This window comes from Brevibacillus laterosporus (genome assembly GCA_007833815.1).
Classification (GTDB): Bacteria; Bacillota; Bacilli; order Brevibacillales; family Brevibacillaceae; genus Brevibacillus_B; species Brevibacillus_B laterosporus_D.
In genome coordinates this window covers 598,459-616,084 of the sequence record CP033464.1, presented here as the reverse complement: position 1 = coordinate 616,084, position 17,626 = coordinate 598,459, and the positions used below count along the sequence as shown (strand labels likewise).

The window sequence follows — 17,626 nt, the reverse complement described above, 5'->3', positions numbered from 1 at the left end:
AGTGAGTGCAATCAGACCTGAAGAAATTAGCTCGCTCATCAAAGAGCGCATCGCTAATTATAAAGCTGAGATCGAAATCGCTGACGTAGGTACGGTTATCACTGTTGGTGACGGTATTGCGCGCGTACATGGTTTGGAAAAAGCAATGGCCGGTGAGCTTCTTGAGTTCCAAAACGGCGTTATGGGTATGGTACTCAACTTGGAAAGCGATAACGTAGGGGTAATTATCCTTGGAGCTTTCCGTGACATTAAAGAAGGTGACACGGTTAAACGTACGGGCCGTGTAATGGAAGTACCAGTAGGGGAAGCGCTATTAGGTCGCGTAGTTAACCCACTTGGTCAACCTATTGACGGACTAGGTCCAATTGCGACTACGGAATTCCGTCCTATCGAGAACAATGCTCCTGGTGTAATGGCGCGTAAATCAGTTCATGAGCCATTGCAAACAGGTATTAAAGCTATTGACTCCATGGTACCGATCGGTCGTGGTCAGCGTGAGTTGATCATCGGTGACCGTCAAACAGGTAAAACATCTGTTGCTTTGGATGCCATTATCAATCAAAAAGGTAACGGTATGATTTGTATCTACGTTGCTATTGGTCAAAAGCAATCTACAGTTGCTGGCGTGGTGGAAACACTACGTAAGCATGGTGCTCTTGATTATACAATCATTGTTTCCGCTACAGCTTCTGATCCAGCTCCATTGCTGTATCTAGCTCCTTATGCGGGTGTAACAATGGGTGAGTACTTCATGTACAAGGGCGGACATGTTCTGTGTATTTATGATGACTTATCTAAACAAGCGGCAGCTTATCGTGAGTTGTCCCTGTTGCTTCGCCGTCCTCCAGGTCGTGAGGCGTATCCTGGTGACGTATTCTACTTGCATTCCCGCTTGTTAGAGCGTGCAGCGAAACTATCTGATGAATTGGGAGCTGGTTCTCTAACAGCACTTCCTTTCATCGAAACACAAGGTTCTGACGTATCTGCATACATTCCAACGAATGTTATCTCTATCACAGATGGACAGATCTTCTTGGAAACTGATTTGTTCAATGCAGGTCAACGTCCAGCGGTTAACGCAGGTATCTCTGTATCCCGTGTAGGTGGTTCCGCACAGATTAAAGCAATGAAAAAAGTAGCAGGTCCACTTCGTTTGGACTTGGCACAATATCGTGAGTTGGCTGCGTTCGCGCAGTTCGGTTCCGACTTGGATAAAGCAACACAAGCTCGTTTGACTCGTGGTGAGCGCGTTGTTGAAATCCTAAAACAACCTGCATACCAACCAATGCCTGTTGAAAAGCAAATTATCTCTATCTTCGCTGCCACAAAAGGCTTCCTAGATGAAATTGCTGTGGAAGACGTTCGTCGTTTCGAAAAAGAATTGCTTGCATTCATCGACTCCAATAAACCACAGTTGTTCGAACATATCCGTACAACAAACGAATTACCGGATGAGAAAGAATTAGGAGCAGCGATCGAGGAGTTTAAAAAAGGCTTTGCTCAAAGCCGTTAATCTTCGGCATCGATAGATTTTGTGCATGCTGGGTTCAAGGTGATTCAGCATGCATTTCCCAAGGTGGTGAAAATGAGTGGCTCAAGGTATTCGTGAAGTAAAACGACGTATAAAAAGCGTTAAAAACACGCGTCAGATCACGAAAGCGATGAAGATGGTGTCTACTGCAAAACTTCGCCGTGCCCAAGACCAAGCGCAAGCGGCTCGCCCGTATGCTCAAAAGGTTCAGGATGTAGTAGCGAGCATTGCATCAGGAAGCACTAGCTTTAAACATCCGATGCTTCAAACCCGTCCGGTGAAGAAGACAGGATATATCGTCATTACTTCTGACCGTGGACTCGCAGGAGGATATAACGGGAATATCATCCGTAAAGTTCTTCAGGCGGTTAACGAAAAGCATAAATCAAAAGATGAGTATGCGATCTTTGCTATCGGACGCAAAGGCCGCGATTTCTTTGTGAAACGTGATTATCCTGTCATTGAAGAGGTAGTTGGAATGCCGGAAAACCCTAGTTTTTCTGACATTAAGCAGATTGCGTACACAGCAGTTCAATTATATGCGGAAGAAAAGATCGATGAACTTTATCTCTGCTTTAACGAATTTGAATCTGCTATCTCGCAAATCCCACAGGTGAATCGCCTGTTGCCACTTCAATCAGTTGAATCTGATGAACAAGCATCTAAGGCTGACTATGAATATGAGCCTTCTGCAGAAGAGGTTCTTGCTGTTCTTTTGCCAAAGTATGCAGAAACGCTAATTTATAGTGCTGTATTGGATGCAAAAGCTTCAGAGCATGGAGCACGTATGACATCGATGGGTAATGCGACTGATAATGCATCCGATATTATCGATCGTTTGACACTCTTCTATAACCGTGCTCGTCAGGCAGCCATCACGCAAGAAATCTCCGAGATTGTTGCGGGTGCAAACTCACAAGTATAACAAAGACAGTTATAAAGGCTTCCAATTAGCTTTTAGGAGGGAAGATTTAAGATGGCGAAAGGGCGCGTAGTGCAGGTAATGGGACCGGTCGTTGACATTGAGTTCGACCATGGTCATTTGCCTGCTATCTATAATGCGATCAAAATTTCTTATAAAGCACAAAGCTCCGGAGAACGCGACATCGATCTAGTATGTGAAGTTGCGCTTCATTTGGGAGATAACCTAGTTCGTACAGTTGCGATGTCTTCTACAGATGGTTTAATCCGTGGCATCGAAGCAATTGACTCAGGTGCTCCTATTTCAGTACCTGTAGGTGAAGTTACATTGGGTCGTGTATTTAACGTATTAGGCGAACCAATTGACCAAGTAGAATTGAACGATGTACCTCGTCGTGATCCGATTCACCGTGAAGCCCCTGCTTATGAAGACCAAGCGACTTCCACAGAGATCCTGGAAACAGGTATCAAGGTTGTTGACTTGCTAGCTCCATACGTAAAAGGTGGTAAGATTGGTCTATTCGGTGGTGCGGGTGTAGGTAAAACCGTACTAATTCAGGAATTGATCAACAACATCGCACAAGAACACGGCGGTATCTCCGTATTCGCTGGTGTAGGTGAGCGTACTCGTGAAGGTAATGACCTTTACCACGAGATGAAAGATTCCGGAGTTATTGCTAAAACGGCGATGGTATTCGGACAAATGAATGAACCACCAGGCGCACGTCTACGTATCGCTCTGACTGGTCTTACAATGGCAGAGTTCTTCCGTGATGAAGAAGGTCGTGACGTACTTCTGTTCATCGATAATATCTTCCGTTTCACGCAAGCTGGTTCTGAGGTATCCGCCCTACTTGGACGTATGCCATCTGCGGTAGGTTACCAACCAACTCTTGCTTCTGAAATGGGTAGCTTGCAAGAACGTATCACTTCCACGAAAAAAGGTTCTGTTACTTCTATTCAAGCGATTTACGTACCAGCGGATGACTATACTGACCCGGCACCTGCTACAACGTTTGCTCACTTGGATGCAACAACTAACTTGGATCGTGGTATTTCCGAGTTGGGTATCTACCCTGCGGTTGACCCACTAGCTTCTACTTCTCGTGCACTTGCTCCTGATATTGTAGGTCAAGAACACTATGATGTAGCTCGTGGCGTACAGACGATCCTACAACGTTATAAAGAGCTGCAAGACATCATCGCCATCCTAGGTATGGATGAGTTGAGTGATGAGGACAAACAAACGGTATCACGCGCACGTCGTGTACAACGTTTCTTGTCCCAACCTTTCCACGTAGCTGAGCAATTTACTGGATTCCCTGGTAAATATGTACCTGTTAAAGAAACAGTACGCAGCTTCAAAGAAATTCTTGATGGTAAACACGATGATCTGCCAGAATCAGCTTTCCTATTCGTAGGTACGATTGATGAAGCAGTTGAAAAAGCAAAGAACATGAAGTAAGACAACCCTGAAAGGGGAGACGGTAATGAGCAAAATGATAATAGAAATCGTTACTCCTGAACGGGTTGTCTATAGCGGGGATGCCACAATGGTAATTGCACGCGGCGTTGAAGGTGAGTTGGGTATTCTTCCCAACCATACGCCGCTAGTGACTCCGCTAAAAATTGCTCCTGTTCGGATTAAGCAAGAAGGCGACAAAGAGACCATAATCGCAGTTAGCGGCGGCTTCATGGAAGTTCGAGGCCAAACGGTAACGATTTTAGCAGAGGCAGCAGAGCAATCGGACAGCATCGATACAGCTCGTGCTGAATTAGCAAAACAACGTGCCGAAAATCGTCTCAATGAGAAGGTCCCAGATCTTGACGTGCAACGTGCTGAGTATGCCCTACAACGCGCAATCGTACGTTTAGATGCGGCACGCCACAAGTAAGCGAGAATCCCCAGGCATTTTCATATGCTTGGGGATTTTTCTTTGGAAATTGGAAATATACCGCTAGTTATGTGTATAATAAACCTACTAATGTTATTCTACGATTCCTAAGACGTGTTCTTAGCGAAACGCAGTTGTGGACAAGGAGAGTGTGATATGCAAACGATACAAGATCTTCGCACAAAAGATAGCGATGATATTATTATTCCAAAAGGCTATGACATGCATGGCTGGAGCACCGTATTCTCTCATGAGATGAACGTACTGTTTAAGGCCGTTTGCTATGCGGTGTCCAAGCTAGAGACAAAAGAAGAAATGTTAACGTCCATCTTTGCGACTAAAGCGTTGGAAGGTACTTTCGATACGTTGGATAAAAATAAATTCAATGATGAAGAGAACTATGAAAACTATATGGCTTTGTTGGAGAAATACGGTAACTTCTTGAAACGCTCTAACTATGAATATCCAGCAACAGCTAAAGAAGCATTGGATATGTTCATTAAATGGGGACTGGTAATTGATAAGGGAACAAGCCTTGATGTACCAGTAGAACCCTTCCCAGAAGTAGCGGATACATTCGAACTTCGTGATGACGAAATGTTTGCTTTGTACCATATCCGATTGGAGTCTTTGATTCATCCTGTGTTTAGCCAATTGGTTATGCATTTGCATGAAAAAGAAGAAAATGATTTCTCCCTATCAAAAAATGAGATCAAGGAAATTCTGGGGGGCATTAACGATAACATGCTAACAGAAATCTTGGTCAAACTAACGCCTTACTTGGAAGAGCCAATTGAACGATTCCAAGAGATTCCTGACGATGAGAAAATGACGTTTACAGTTGTATGGGAGCGTATTTACGAAGATTTCTTAGGAACAGCTAATCCGCAGGCTCTTCAATAAACGTTTTATCAAATACTTGTTTTATCAACAAAATTAAAAAAGACTGCCCTTAAAGTATAGACATTTATACGGAAAGGGCAGTTTTTTTTAATTTTGTAAAAATATGACTTTATACCTAGAGGAATAAAGAGAAAAACGAGGAATTTATAGTATGTACTGATTTTTTAGAAAAGTCAGTTATGTACTTATAATATTTTCTTGCAATTCTATTAATTATTTTTAGGAGGGATCTTGATTGTTACGAAAACCTAAAAAGATTACTTCAATAGCACTAGCTACTAGCTTGTTGCTAGGAGTCGTCCCGTATAATGTTATGGCGGCAAGTCCAAAGGAAGGTTTGGAATTAGATGCGTTGTTAGACGTGAATGCTTTAACTAAGGCAAGGGTATCTGGAGAAACTGATGAGGATGTTTCTACTGCCCCTGCTTACATATCTCCTGCATTGGATACCAAATCTTCTGAAATGATAACTGTTATTGTCCAGTTAAAGGCTGATCCAGTTGTTGTGACAAAAGGAAAATTGAGAAGCTCAGAAAAGGAAGCACGTACACTAGTATCTGATGAGCAAGATAGCTTTGAAGGGCTTGTCGAAGATAAGGGCCTTGATTTAGATATTGAGAAGAAATTTGAAGAAGTATTTAATGGTATGGTTGTGACCCTGCCTGCTAATGAAATCCCTAAGCTGGCAGAACTTCCTAACGTGAAAGCTGTTTATAACAATATTAACTATTATTCTCAACCAGAAGTAGAGGTTGTATCTGAGACCGATGAATTACCACCCGGAAAGTATGACACCAATCCACTTAAAGCGATGAATATACCTGAAGTATGGAAGCTTGGCTACACTGGTAAGGGTTTAAAGGTGGGTGTTATTGATACAGGTACTGATTATTTGCATCCTGATTTAAAAGATGCTTATAAAGGTGGTTATGACTCCTACGACGATGATGATGACCCGTATGAGCAAAAACCTATTCCTGTAGGAGAAGATCCTGAGGGGACTGGTTATAAAGGTTCTCACCACGGTACCCACGTAGCTGGTACAATTGTAGGTCGTGCTTCCAATAAGTCTTCCGATGTTCACGTTCGTGGAATTGCCTATGAGGCTGATCTTTATTCCTATCGTGTATTGGGACGTCATGGTGGAAGCTCCGCTCAAGTAATTGATGGTATTGAACGTGCTGTTAAAGATGGCATGGATGTCATCAACTTGTCGCTGGGCTCTGATTTGGAAAAAAACTCTGATTCACCTGATGCTATCGCATTAAACAATGCCGTATTGGCTGGGGTTATTCCAGTAGTAGCTAACGGAAATGCTGCTAATAATAATCCAAATCAATATTATTACACAGCTGGATCACCAGCTGGTGCAAAATTAGTTATTTCTGTGGGAGCAACTACACCACCTGTAGAATTGTATACCAGTAAGGCTACTAGCTCTTTCGGTACTAACTATAAGTTTAATGTAGCAAGTTACGAAACAGGTCTATCTGATTTTGCTAAGATATTGGGTACAGAAGCTTACCCTATTGTATTTGCTAACCTTGGAGTAGTTTCAGATTTTAATAAAGTAGATGTAAAAGGCAAAGTGGTTTTAGTTTCACGTGGTGGTGTAGCCTTCGTCGACAAGATTTCTAATGCGAAAAGGGCAGGAGCAAAAGCCATTATTATCTACAATGGCAATGATGCTAATGGAGATGGTATTGCAGATCCAGATCCAGTAGGTCGTGATGATTATTTTAACTCCTACCTTGGAGATCAGATGGATGCAATTCCTACCTTTGACATGAAAGGGAAAGAAGGCCGTGAATTGGTGAAGCAAATTCAAGCTGATCCAAGCAAAGCTACAATAACCTTTAGTAGCGAATATCCTAAAACAGAAGTAAAAGGCGATCTGATGGCTGACTTCAGCTCACGTGGACCAGCTATGGATGATGAGTATTCTATTAAGCCTGATGTATCAGCTCCGGGTGTAAGCATCTTGTCAGCAAAACCAACATGGCAAAAAGATTTCCCAGATGCTAATTATGATCATGCGTACCAACGCTTGAACGGTACAAGTATGGCGACGCCGCATATAGCAGGTCTGGTTCTGTTATTAAAACAGGCTCATCCTGATTGGACTCCATTCGATGTGAAGGCAGCTATGGCTAATACTGCCGTTGAAATTAAAGATGGAAATGGTGTCTTGTACGATGTTTACTCTCAAGGATCTGGTCGTGTAGATGGCTTGGCAGCTTTGAAAACACCAGCTTTGCTACAAACTGTTGAAAAGACCACTATCTTAGATAAAAATATGAACGAAAAACTCGTTACCAACTATGGAACTAATATCAGCTTTGGTTTAATTTCCAAGGAAATGAAAAAACCATTAGTGAGAACACTCCAGCTAAAAAATACTTCTGATGAAGAGGTTGAATACGAAGCAGAAGTCATCATGCATGAGAAAGTAACTTCCGTACCTGGAAAGCCAGTGACAACAACCGATGTAGACAATCTCAAAGTCAAGCTGTCAGACGATGACTTTACTGTAAAACCTGGTAAGTCAGTACAATTTAACTTACAAGTAGAAGCGAAGAAAAAATTAAAAGATGGCGTTTACGAAGGAGAAGTTCGTCTGAAAAGCGAAGATGGACATCCTGACTTGCACCTGCCGTTTGTTATCCATGTAGGTGATGTAAGAGAAGAAAATAAATTTGGCTTTGACAGCTTTAAACTTTCTAGTTCTCAAGTTAATGCAGACTCACTTACTTTCTCTGCATCTGCTGACTTGCAAGCAAAAGATATTAATCTAATTGAATTACAGCTGTGGGGTCTAAATGACGAAAAACTAGGTACAATGGCTGTTGAGAAAAAGACTGATAAACAAGGAAATCTTAAACTGTTAACACCAGGTAAGCTTTCTTTTAAAAACCTAACAGGTGATTATGTAAGTGTGAAAACTGGTAAGCTAACAACGCCAGAAGAAGGCAAGTATAAAGTAAGAATCTTTGGATATCAGTATGATCCAGCTAATCCAGTTAAAAAAGAAGAAGATTTAAAAATTAAATATGAGGCGTGGAAAGCAATCTCCATTCAAGGCCAAGTAGATGAAGAAGGCCGTGAAGATATTAGAGAATTAGTTAACGAAGCAACAGAAGATTTCTCTGCAAAAATTATCAATGTAAGTGAATTGAATAAACAAGTGTTACAGCTACCGGCTGAAACGGATGACATTACTTATAAAGTAGTAGAAAGCTCTAACACCGACTTCATTGACAATGATGGCTTCCTAGTAAAATTACCAACGAAAAAGCAGAAAAAACCAGTTTATATTACGGTTCACGTTTCTTCTGTGAAGGCTCCTTCTATTAAAAAGGTTGTAACTGTAGATGTTTTGTTGCAACCAGGTAAAGGAAAGGGAAAAGGAAAAGGAAGACTTCCTGCTCCAATTGAAGTGGAAGAGCAAGTTGAACAACAAGATGAACAACAAGTCGAACAACAAGTATCTGAACCTGTTGCTCAATAAGCGCATAATGTTTACTAAGATCAAACACTAAGTAACAAAGGGTTTTACCTGCACATTCCTGTTGCGGGTAAAACCCCTTTATTTTGTCGATGTAATGTTTTTTCATAAAATAAACAAAAATCTGATAAAATAAGTATATAAATGGACGTAGGCTAATAAAAGTCTTAGTTTTTGTAAGGGCTTTCGTTGTACAGAAATGTACTGATTTGCTATAATTATGAAGAAATTCGAAGACCTACAGCACAATGGAGGGAATTAAGATGGATGCTGTTTATGCAAACAATTACGTCATTGTTGCCATCTTTCTGCTTCTTGGTGTTCTGCTTCCAGTTGCCACGGTAAGTATCATTGGGCCTTTATTACGTCCCAATAAACCGAATGCTGAAAAGCAAACGACATACGAGAGCGGAAATATCCCGATTGGAGACAGTTGGGTTCGTTTTAACGTAAAGTATTATATCTTTGCTCTTCTGTTCGTTATTTTTGATGTAGAAACATTATTTCTTTATCCATGGGCAGTAGCCTTCAATGAATTAGGGTTATTTGCGCTCGTGGAAATGTGCATTTTCATCGTGCTTCTGATTATTGGTCTTTTGTACGCATGGAGAAAGAAGGTGCTTGAATGGAACTAGATTTTAAAAGCATCGAACCAGATTTGCAGGATGAGTTAAATCGGAATGTTCTGTTTACTAGCTTGGAGACGTTAAAGGGATGGATAAGAAGTAACTCGCTATGGCCGCTTACATTTGGGTTAGCTTGTTGCGGGATTGAAATGATGGGAACAGGCGGTGCGCATTATGACCTAGACCGATTTGGAGTCATTTTTCGCCCATCTCCAAGACAGTCAGATGTGATGATTGTTGCGGGAACAGTAACCAAAAAAATGGCACCATTATTGAGAAGATTGTATGATCAAATGCCTGAACCTAAATGGGTCATTGCCATGGGTTCCTGTGCTACGGCGGGTGGTCCCTATATTAAATCGTATAGTGTGGTAAAGGGTGTTGATCAAATCTGCCCTGTGGATGTTTATATTCCAGGTTGCCCGCCAAGTCCAGTTGCGCTTATCTATGGTATCAATAAATTACAGGAAAAAATCCGCTATGAAGCAAAGACCGGAAAGCGGGTGGATCAGCAGTGAGTGAAGAAAAAAGAAAGCCTACTCCTGAAGAAAAAGCAGCCGCGGCTGCAAAAGCAAAAGCAGCTGCAGCAGCAAAAGCGAAGGCCGCAGCGGCGGCTAAAGCCAAAGGGATAGAAAAGAGCACTGCCACTGAAGTAAGTGCAGAGCTCGCAGTCCAAGAAAAAAGTACAGAATCGAGTGAAGAAGTGACCGCAGGACCAACCACAGAAACTGACACAGATGCCAAGGCTAAAGCAGCCGAAAAAGCGAAGGCAGTAGCAGCAGTAAAAGCAAAGGCAGCAGCTGCAGCAGCGGCAAAGGCGAAAGCAAACGAAGAAACTGTAGCAGTAGAAGTAACCTCCTCAAAGAATCAACCCTACCTAGATCGTTTTGTCCAGATCATAACAGAAAGATTTGGCAAAGAGAGCATCGAAGAATCCTACATTAATGCATTGTCAAAAGAAGTTCCCACCATGACGATAAAAAATCAGCTTTGGCATGACGTAGCAGTCTTTTTAAAGCAAGACCCTAGTTTACAATTTGACTACCTTTCCAACCTGCATGGAGTCGATTATGAGGATCGAATGGAAGTCTACTATCATTTGTACTCGTATGCGCATCATCAAAGCTTGGCGATTAAGGTAAAAACTACGCGCGAAGCATCATCTGTGGCTTCTGTTGGCGATGTGTGGCGAGGAGCTGACTGGAATGAGCGAGAAACATACGACCTGTTAGGCATACAATTTTTAGGGCACCCCAATCTGGTAAGAATTATGATGCCAGATGAGTGGGTTGGACATCCGTTACGTAAAGATTATGAGCCTTTTGATGAGGGGGTATAACCTTGAATACTCCAATGACGACTAGTATTCGCACAGAAGAAATGATCCTGAATGTTGGGCCTCAGCATCCAAGTACCCATGGAGTGTTTCGTTTAATTGTAAAGATTGATGGAGAAACCATTAAAGAAACCATTCCTGTAATGGGCTACTTGCATCGAGGCACAGAAAAGCTAGCTGAGAATCTCACCTATACCCAAATCATTCCCTATACAGATCGGCTGGATTACCTCTCTTCCATGACCAATAATTATGTTTTATGTCATGCTGTTGAAACGATGATGGGATTAGAAATCCCTGAAAAGGCTGAGTATTTACGTGTAATTGTCATGGAGCTAAATCGTGTTGCTAGCCATTTGGTTTGGTGGGGGACTTATCTTTTGGACATCGGAGCAATGGGACCCTTCCTGTATGCATTCCGTGATCGTGAAACAATTATTAATTTGTTCAACGAGATTTCGGGAGCGCGTTTAACGTACAATTATATGAGAATTGGTGGAGTAAAATGGGATGCTCCTCCTGGATGGATTGATAAAGCAAAAGAATTTGTTCAATATCTAAAAAAGGAATTAGCTAATTACCACCTTCTTGTGAGTGGTAATGAGATTTTTATCAGTCGCATAACTGGCATTGGTACTTATGATCGCCAAGCGGCTCTTGATTACTCTTTGTCAGGTGTTATGCTACGCTGCACGGGGGAGAATTGGGATATCCGTAAGAACGAACCGTATTCAATCTATGATCGGTTTGAATTTGATGTCCCTGTGTCCACTGATGGAGATTGCATGGCCCGCTATCACTTGCGTCTCCAAGAAATTGAGCAATCGCTACGCATTTTAGAACAAGCGTTAGATCAATTTCCAGCAGAAGGAGAGATTATCGGAAAAGTACCTAGAGTGATTCGACCACCAGCAGGAGAAGCGTACGTGCGTATTGAAGCTCCGCGTGGTGAGCTGGGTGTGTATATTGCTAGTCAGGGCAAGGATAAACCATGGCGAATGAAGTTACGAAGACCGTCTTTTGTAAACTTGCAGATATTACCTTCCTTATTGGAGGGTGTCAATATGTCGAACATGGTGGCTATCTTGGGGAGCATTGATATTGTGGTAGGGGAGGTAGATGCATAAATGACCAGTTGGATTCAACAAACCCCATCTTTTACCAATGTTTTACTGTTCTCCATGGCAGCAATAGTGTTACTGTTAGTGGTACTTGCCTTTGTTACATATGCCATCTATTTTGAGCGGAAAGTGATTGGATGGATGCAATTACGCTATGGCCCTAATCGTGTAGGTCCCTTGGGGCTCCTGCAAACGGTATCTGATGTTGTCAAATTACTTATTAAAGAAGATATTCGACCAAAAAATGCAGACCGTGCTCTATTTACACTAGCTCCTATATTGGCCTATGCTCCTGCTTTTGCGGTACTGGCTGTCATGCCATTTACTGATAAGCTTCAATTTGCGGATCTAGGAATTGGAGTACTCTATTACATTGCACTATCTGGTATTACGGTCATGGGTGTCATTACGGCTGGATGGGCTTCTAATAATAAGTATTCTTTAATTGGCGGTATGCGTTCAGCGGCACAGATGATTAGTTACGAGGTGCCGCTGGTTATGTCGGTTGTGGGTGTTGTCCTGATGACAGGCAGTCTTAACCTAAAGGATATCGTCTATGCACAGCAGGGCATGTGGAATATCATTCCGCAAATATTAGGATTTGGTGTATTCTTAATTGCAGCACAGGCTGAATTGAATCGGTCCCCTTTTGATTTGCCAGAAGCGGAGTCGGAGCTTGTGGCAGGTTACCATGTAGAATACTCTGGATTCCGCTTTGCGATGTTTATGTTATCAGAGTACGTGTACATGTTTGGAATGGGAACTCTGATTACCATTCTGTTTTTGGGAGGATGGCTACCCATTCATCCAAGTCTCAGCTTTATTCCGCCTATTATTTGGTTTATCCTTAAATTTATGTGTTATATATTTTTGCAGTTCTGGATTAGGGCTACGATGCCGCGATTCCGTGCAGACCAATTAATGGGCTTTGCCTGGAAAGGGCTTTTACCAATTGCCCTATTGAACATTTTACTTACGGCTGTAGTCATCTCATTTCAAAAAGGTTTTATTTAGACTTTCAGCTATAAGAAATTTACTTTGATGATGGGGAGGAATTAACGTGCTAGGATTTGCCAAAGGCCTAGGCTACACGCTCAAAAAGCTGTCCGAAAAAAAGCTGACGACGATGTATCCGGATGTGCCCTTCCAGATGCCGCCTCGATTTCGAGGAATCCAGCATTTCTCGCCGGAAAAATGCATCGTGTGCAATCAGTGCGCTCGCGTCTGTCCGACTGAGTGTATTCAGCTGACTGGGAAACCGCATCCTGATCCCGAGAAAAAAGGTAAAATTATTGATACGTATGATATCAACTTCGAAATCTGTATTTTATGTGACCTCTGTACAGAGGTTTGCCCAACGAATGCGATCGTCATGACCAATAATTTTGAGCTGGCTGTATACAGTCGCGATGAATTGTACAAGGATTTAAAATGGTTGGATGATAACAATACCAATGTGAGGGAGGAGAACTAATTGATAAGCTGGTCATATGCCGTGTTCTTTATATTGGGCCTCCTGACCATTGGGGGCGCCATTTTTATGATTAACTTTAATCGAGTGGTGCACATGGTGATCTCTATTGGGGTAACGTTTATTAGCATCGCTGGTTTGTTTGTGCTACTGGGAGCTGAATTCGTTGCTGTTTCCCAAATCTTAGTCTATTCAGGAGCCATCTCTATTCTGATGTTGTTCGGAATTATGTTAACCAAGCATGATGCGACAGAAGAAGGGAAAAAGCGTGGAGCTAGGTTCTGGTTTAGCTTGGCAGGAGTAGCTACCTTATTTGTAACTATTTTTATGGCCATCCAATATACGAATTGGGCCTCCGTGCCTGCAAGAACACCAAATCCATCTATTAGTAACGTAAAAGAAATTGGGATTGATGTATTTACGAAATTCGTGATTCCATTTGAATTGTTGTCCGTTCTGTTATTAGTTGCTTTGGTAGGCGCAATTGTTTTGGCTAAGAAAGAGGAGGAGTAACGCAGATGGATATTCATATCTCTTCTTATTTGCTTGTTGCCCTCATTCTATTTTGTGTTGGACTGTTCGGGGCATTGACCAAACGAAATGCCATTATCGTCTTGCTCTCCATTGAACTCATGCTGAATGCTGTAAATATTAATTTAGTAGCATTCTCTAAATATGGTTTGCATGCGGCTGTTACGGGTCAAATCTTCACACTGTTTACCATGACGGTAGCTGCTGCAGAGGTAGCTGTTGGGATTGCTGTATTGATCGCTCTCTATCGTAATCGTGATACGGTGAATGTTGACGAGATGGATAAATTAAAAGATTAACCAGGAAAAAGGATAGGTGAAAATATGGATACAAGTATGCAGTACGCTTGGCTCGTACCGCTTTTTCCTCTGATCGCTTTTGCCATCATCCTCTCGTTCGGACGGCAATTAAAAGAGGGAGCGGCGTACATAAGCATTTTATTGACGGCGGCATCTTTGGTGTTAGCTAGTATCACGTTCATGGCTCGTTTTCAAGGAGGAGCACAGGATTACGTACTCAGCCTCAAATGGCTCCAAGTAGGTGATTATGTTATTCCTGTAGGCTTTGAAGTAAATCAATTAAATGCCATGATGCTGGTGATTGTTTCAATCGTGAGTTTGTTAGTACAGATTTATTCGCGTGGTTACATGCAAGGAGATCAGCGCGTTCCAGTGTTTTATCAATATCTAGCGCTATTTACATTCTCCATGCTCGGATTGGTTATTTCGCCAAACCTCTTACAATTATATATTTTCTGGGAATTAGTAGGTGTCTGTTCCTTCCTATTGGTGGGGTACTACTATTTTAAACCGGAGGCAAAGGCAGCGGCCAAAAAGGCTTTTATTGTTACTCGGATCGGTGATGTTGGCTTATTCATTGCGATCTGTCTGTTGTTTTGGCAAACAGGACGCTTTGAATTTGATGATATATTTACCGCTATCCACGGTGGTAAAGTAGATCCATTTATTATCACATTAGCTGCTATTCTGATTTTTGTGGGGGCAGCAGGTAAATCAGGCCAATTCCCGTTACATACCTGGTTGCCTGATGCGATGGAAGGCCCAACCCCTGTATCTGCTTTAATTCATGCAGCAACGATGGTAGCTGCTGGGGTATATCTGGTAGCGACGACCTTTCCGCTATTTATTGAGTCGCCAGTCGCCTTAAATGTAGTGGCTTATGTTGGTGGGTTTACCGCTATTTTCGCCGCCTCTATTGGTCTAACGCAACGTGATATTAAGCGTGTTCTTGCCTATTCTACTGTCAGTCAGCTTGGCTTTATGATGATGGCATTGGGAGTGGCAGGCGCAGCAGGTTACGTGGCAGGAACCTTTCATTTGATGACGCATGCGTTCTTTAAAGCGTTGTTATTCCTTGCAGCAGGTAGCGTGATACATGCGGCACATACTCAAGATGTTTTTAAAATGGGTGGCTTATCCAAACGTATGCCAGTGACATCGGTTGTTTTTTTGATCGGCTGTCTCGCTATTGCTGGAATACCACCATTCTCCGGCTTCTGGTCAAAAGAAGAAATTCTCGGAGCGGTATATATGGCAGGACGATATGACTTACTAGTGATTGCGATTGTAGCTGCTTTCTTTACCGCTTTTTATATGTTCCGTCTATATTTCCTTACATTTAGAGGAAAGCCTGCTTCTGAAGGGGCTAAAAAAGCGCATGAATCACCAAGCGTCATGACGATTCCCATGCTCATACTAGCTTTACTTGCGATTAGTGCTGGTTTTATTAATCTACCGAATGCTCCTGTACTAGGGGAATGGTTGATGAGTGGTTCTGTTGGTCAATTTATTATCGACAAGTTTGGAGAAGAAGCTGGACATGGTGCTTTATGGTTGCAGATTGTGGCAGTCATCATTTCACTGATTGGAATAGGACTCGCTTATCTGATGTATGGCAAAAAAAGCTTTCCGAACGATACGATACCTGAACAACTACCGTGGCTTTATCAGTTGTCGTACCGTAAATATTACATGGATGAACTATATACTTTTGTGTTTATTCGTCCACTTCAAGGCATTGGTCTTGCTTTTAATTGGCTGGATTACTATGTCATTGGTGGCGTGGTTAGAAGCGTTGGTTCGTTGGCTAATTTGGCCGGGCGGTTATTTAGCCGGTTACAATCGGGTCAGATGCAGACCTATGGTTTTATGGTTTTGCTGGGACTCGTTGTATTAATGGTCAGTCTTACGGCGCTAGGAGGTGTTCCTTTTGGTAAATAGCTATCTGTTATCGCTCCTGACGTTCTCACCTCTTGTGGCTATCTTGATCTTAGTGTTCGTTCCGAAGCATCAGGTTAGCATCGTCAAGCAAATAGGAATGCTAGGAACGTTGTTACCGTTGGTTTTGGCACTAATGATGTTTGGAGCCTTTGACTATCAACGAGTGGGCAATCAATTTGAGGAACATGCGACATGGATTCAAATACCTGCCTCCATCACAGCCGATCAACAGCTTTATAACTTGCATATTGATTATGAAATGGGTGTAGATGGAATCTCCATGCCATTGCTTCTGATGACAGCTATCATCGGGACGTTGGCCGCTGTTGGTTCGTGGGGGATCAAAAAGAGGGCGAAAGAATACTTTGTTTTCTTTCATCTGTTGTTAATTGGGATGTTTGGTGTTTTTGCCGCTCAGAACTTGTTATTGTTCTTCTTGTTCTTTGAGGTAACTCTGGTATCTATGTACTTCCTCATTGGAATTTGGGGTTATACGGATAGAGAAAAAGCAGCTAATCGTTTTCTTCTCTATAATGGAATTGGCTCTGCACTAATGTTGGTCGGATTTATCACGTTGTTCTTTGTGAGCGCCATTGTGACACAAGAGCCAACCATGAGTATTCCAGTGCTGACAGAAGCGCTAAGTGCACCGAGCAATGCCTTTATGGAACAGGTTCCAGAGACATTCCGCTGGGGACTTTTCCTCGTACTATTTATTGCCTTTGGGATTAAGCTTCCTATTTTTCCGTTCCATACGTGGATGTTAAAGGTGCATGTGCAAGCGCCACCAGCTATTGTTATGATTCACTCCGGTATTCTCTTAAAAATGGGAGCATACGGATTACTACGTATGGGGATTGGATTCTTTCCTGAAACGGTTCAATATTTTGCAACAGGGATGGCAATTCTGGGTTTAATTAATATTTTGTACGGAGCTTCGCTTGCCTTTGTTCAAAAGGACCTCAAAATGGTGTTAGCCTACTCCAGTATCAGCCACATGGGTGTTATCTTGTTAGGCTTTGCCTCTATGAATCAGTTCGGGTTTCAAGGAGCGTTATTCCAAGTGATATCACATGGATTTATTTCAGCGCTGATGTTCTTTTTAGTAGGGATCATTTGGGATCGAACGGGTACCTCTCAGATTGATCAGCTAGGGGGATTAGCTAAATCAATGCCGTTTGTTAGCGGCGTCTTCCTTGCTGCGGGGATGGCTTCCTTAGGATTGCCGGGGATGTCGGGCTTTATCAGTGAGTTTTTTGCCTTCCTTGGCTTATTCGCGAGTCAGCCTGTGTTGGCAGCGATTGGTACCCTAGGTATTATCTTTACCGCGGTCTATGTATTGCGTGCCGTTATGGCGGTAACGTACGGACCAGCGAAAGAAAAGCATCTGGATTTGGCCGACGCACAGCCTATGGAGGTAATCCCAATTGTTGTGTTGCTAGGCTTTATCATCCTGATCGGTGTTTATCCAGCGATGTTAAGTAATCCTTTGCAAGAGACGCTTAAAAGCATTGTCATCCATGTGACGGGAATAGGAGGGTAAACC

The 17,626-nt window shown here is 42.4% G+C and carries 16 protein-coding genes; all 16 read left to right on the top strand.

What is annotated here, in order from left to right; translation table 11 throughout:
* Position 1: 1 nt before the first annotated feature.
* The 16 genes from EEL30_04195 (at position 2) to EEL30_04120 (ending at position 17,623) form a co-directional block, all read left to right on the top strand.
* On the top strand, positions 2-1,513 hold the full coding sequence (locus EEL30_04195) for a F0F1 ATP synthase subunit alpha (protein ID QDX91638.1): 1,512 nt from the start codon (positions 2-4) through the stop codon (positions 1,511-1,513).
* A 76-nt stretch (positions 1,514-1,589) separates the two neighbouring features.
* Positions 1,590-2,456 (top strand): F0F1 ATP synthase subunit gamma, encoded by an 867-nt coding sequence (locus tag EEL30_04190; GenBank protein QDX91637.1) that lies wholly within the window; start codon positions 1,590-1,592, stop codon positions 2,454-2,456.
* A gap of 51 nt (positions 2,457-2,507) precedes the next feature.
* On the top strand, positions 2,508-3,917 hold the full coding sequence (atpD, locus tag EEL30_04185; GenBank protein QDX91636.1) for a F0F1 ATP synthase subunit beta: 1,410 nt from the start codon (positions 2,508-2,510) through the stop codon (positions 3,915-3,917).
* A gap of 25 nt (positions 3,918-3,942) precedes the next feature.
* Entirely contained in the window at positions 3,943-4,347 is a 405-nt protein-coding gene (locus EEL30_04180) for a F0F1 ATP synthase subunit epsilon (GenBank protein QDX91635.1), read from the top strand.
* A gap of 156 nt (positions 4,348-4,503) precedes the next feature.
* A complete protein-coding gene (locus EEL30_04175) occupies positions 4,504-5,250 on the top strand; it encodes a hypothetical protein (GenBank protein ID QDX91634.1) in 747 nt (248 codons plus the stop codon).
* 235 nt (positions 5,251-5,485) lie between these two features.
* The gene (locus EEL30_04170) at positions 5,486-8,758 is read left to right on the top strand and encodes a peptidase (protein ID QDX91633.1); all 3,273 of its coding nucleotides are present in this window, start codon (positions 5,486-5,488) and stop codon (positions 8,756-8,758) included.
* 260 nt (positions 8,759-9,018) lie between these two features.
* On the top strand, positions 9,019-9,390 hold the full coding sequence (locus tag EEL30_04165; GenBank protein ID QDX91632.1) for an NADH-quinone oxidoreductase subunit A: 372 nt from the start codon (positions 9,019-9,021) through the stop codon (positions 9,388-9,390).
* Entirely contained in the window at positions 9,381-9,899 is a 519-nt protein-coding gene (locus tag EEL30_04160; GenBank protein QDX91631.1) for an NADH-quinone oxidoreductase subunit B, read from the top strand. The genes EEL30_04165 and EEL30_04160 overlap by 10 nt, the downstream gene beginning before the upstream one ends.
* Positions 9,896-10,720, top strand: a complete 825-nt coding sequence (locus EEL30_04155) for an NADH-quinone oxidoreductase subunit C (protein ID QDX91630.1) — start codon at positions 9,896-9,898, stop codon at positions 10,718-10,720. Before EEL30_04160 ends, EEL30_04155 begins: the two co-directional genes overlap by 4 nt.
* Before the next feature lie 14 nt (positions 10,721-10,734).
* Positions 10,735-11,844, top strand: coding sequence for an NADH-quinone oxidoreductase subunit D (locus EEL30_04150; GenBank protein ID QDX95664.1), 1,110 nt, complete (start codon positions 10,735-10,737; stop codon positions 11,842-11,844).
* Complete coding sequence (nuoH, locus tag EEL30_04145; protein QDX91629.1) at positions 11,845-12,852, top strand: NADH-quinone oxidoreductase subunit NuoH; 1,008 nt, start codon at positions 11,845-11,847, stop codon at positions 12,850-12,852. It begins immediately after the preceding gene.
* Positions 12,853-12,898: 46 nt separating this feature from the next.
* Positions 12,899-13,312 carry an NADH-quinone oxidoreductase subunit NuoI gene (gene nuoI, locus EEL30_04140; protein ID QDX91628.1) on the top strand — a complete coding sequence of 138 codons (414 nt, stop codon included), beginning with the start codon at positions 12,899-12,901 and terminating at the stop codon, positions 13,310-13,312.
* 21 nt (positions 13,313-13,333) lie between these two features.
* A complete protein-coding gene (locus tag EEL30_04135; GenBank protein ID QDX95663.1) occupies positions 13,334-13,822 on the top strand; it encodes an NADH-quinone oxidoreductase subunit J in 489 nt (162 codons plus the stop codon).
* Positions 13,823-13,827: 5 nt separating this feature from the next.
* Positions 13,828-14,139 carry an NADH-quinone oxidoreductase subunit NuoK gene (nuoK, locus tag EEL30_04130; protein QDX91627.1) on the top strand — a complete coding sequence of 104 codons (312 nt, stop codon included), beginning with the start codon at positions 13,828-13,830 and terminating at the stop codon, positions 14,137-14,139.
* 24 nt (positions 14,140-14,163) lie between these two features.
* The gene (locus EEL30_04125) at positions 14,164-16,080 is read left to right on the top strand and encodes an NADH-quinone oxidoreductase subunit L (GenBank protein ID QDX91626.1); all 1,917 of its coding nucleotides are present in this window, start codon (positions 14,164-14,166) and stop codon (positions 16,078-16,080) included.
* The gene (locus tag EEL30_04120; GenBank protein ID QDX91625.1) at positions 16,070-17,623 is read left to right on the top strand and encodes an NADH-quinone oxidoreductase subunit M; all 1,554 of its coding nucleotides are present in this window, start codon (positions 16,070-16,072) and stop codon (positions 17,621-17,623) included. The genes EEL30_04125 and EEL30_04120 overlap by 11 nt, the downstream gene beginning before the upstream one ends.
* Positions 17,624-17,626: the final 3 nt, after the last annotated feature.

What these genes read in the sequence shown, in the direction of transcription:
- EEL30_04160 (QDX91631.1), top strand. Translation starts at nt 9,381, where the DNA reads ATGGAACTAGATTTTAAAAGCATCGAACCAGATTTGCAGGATGAGTTA.
- nuoH (QDX91629.1), top strand. Translation starts at nt 11,845, where the DNA reads ATGACCAGTTGGATTCAACAAACCCCATCTTTTACCAATGTTTTACTG.
- EEL30_04150 (QDX95664.1), top strand. Translation starts at nt 10,735, where the DNA reads ATGACGACTAGTATTCGCACAGAAGAAATGATCCTGAATGTTGGGCCT.
- EEL30_04165 (QDX91632.1), top strand. Translation starts at nt 9,019, where the DNA reads ATGGATGCTGTTTATGCAAACAATTACGTCATTGTTGCCATCTTTCTG.
- atpD (QDX91636.1), top strand. Translation starts at nt 2,508, where the DNA reads ATGGCGAAAGGGCGCGTAGTGCAGGTAATGGGACCGGTCGTTGACATT.
- nuoK (QDX91627.1), top strand. Translation starts at nt 13,828, where the DNA reads ATGGATATTCATATCTCTTCTTATTTGCTTGTTGCCCTCATTCTATTT.
- EEL30_04180 (QDX91635.1), top strand. Translation starts at nt 3,943, where the DNA reads ATGAGCAAAATGATAATAGAAATCGTTACTCCTGAACGGGTTGTCTAT.
- EEL30_04125 (QDX91626.1), top strand. Translation starts at nt 14,164, where the DNA reads ATGGATACAAGTATGCAGTACGCTTGGCTCGTACCGCTTTTTCCTCTG.
- EEL30_04175 (QDX91634.1), top strand. Translation starts at nt 4,504, where the DNA reads ATGCAAACGATACAAGATCTTCGCACAAAAGATAGCGATGATATTATT.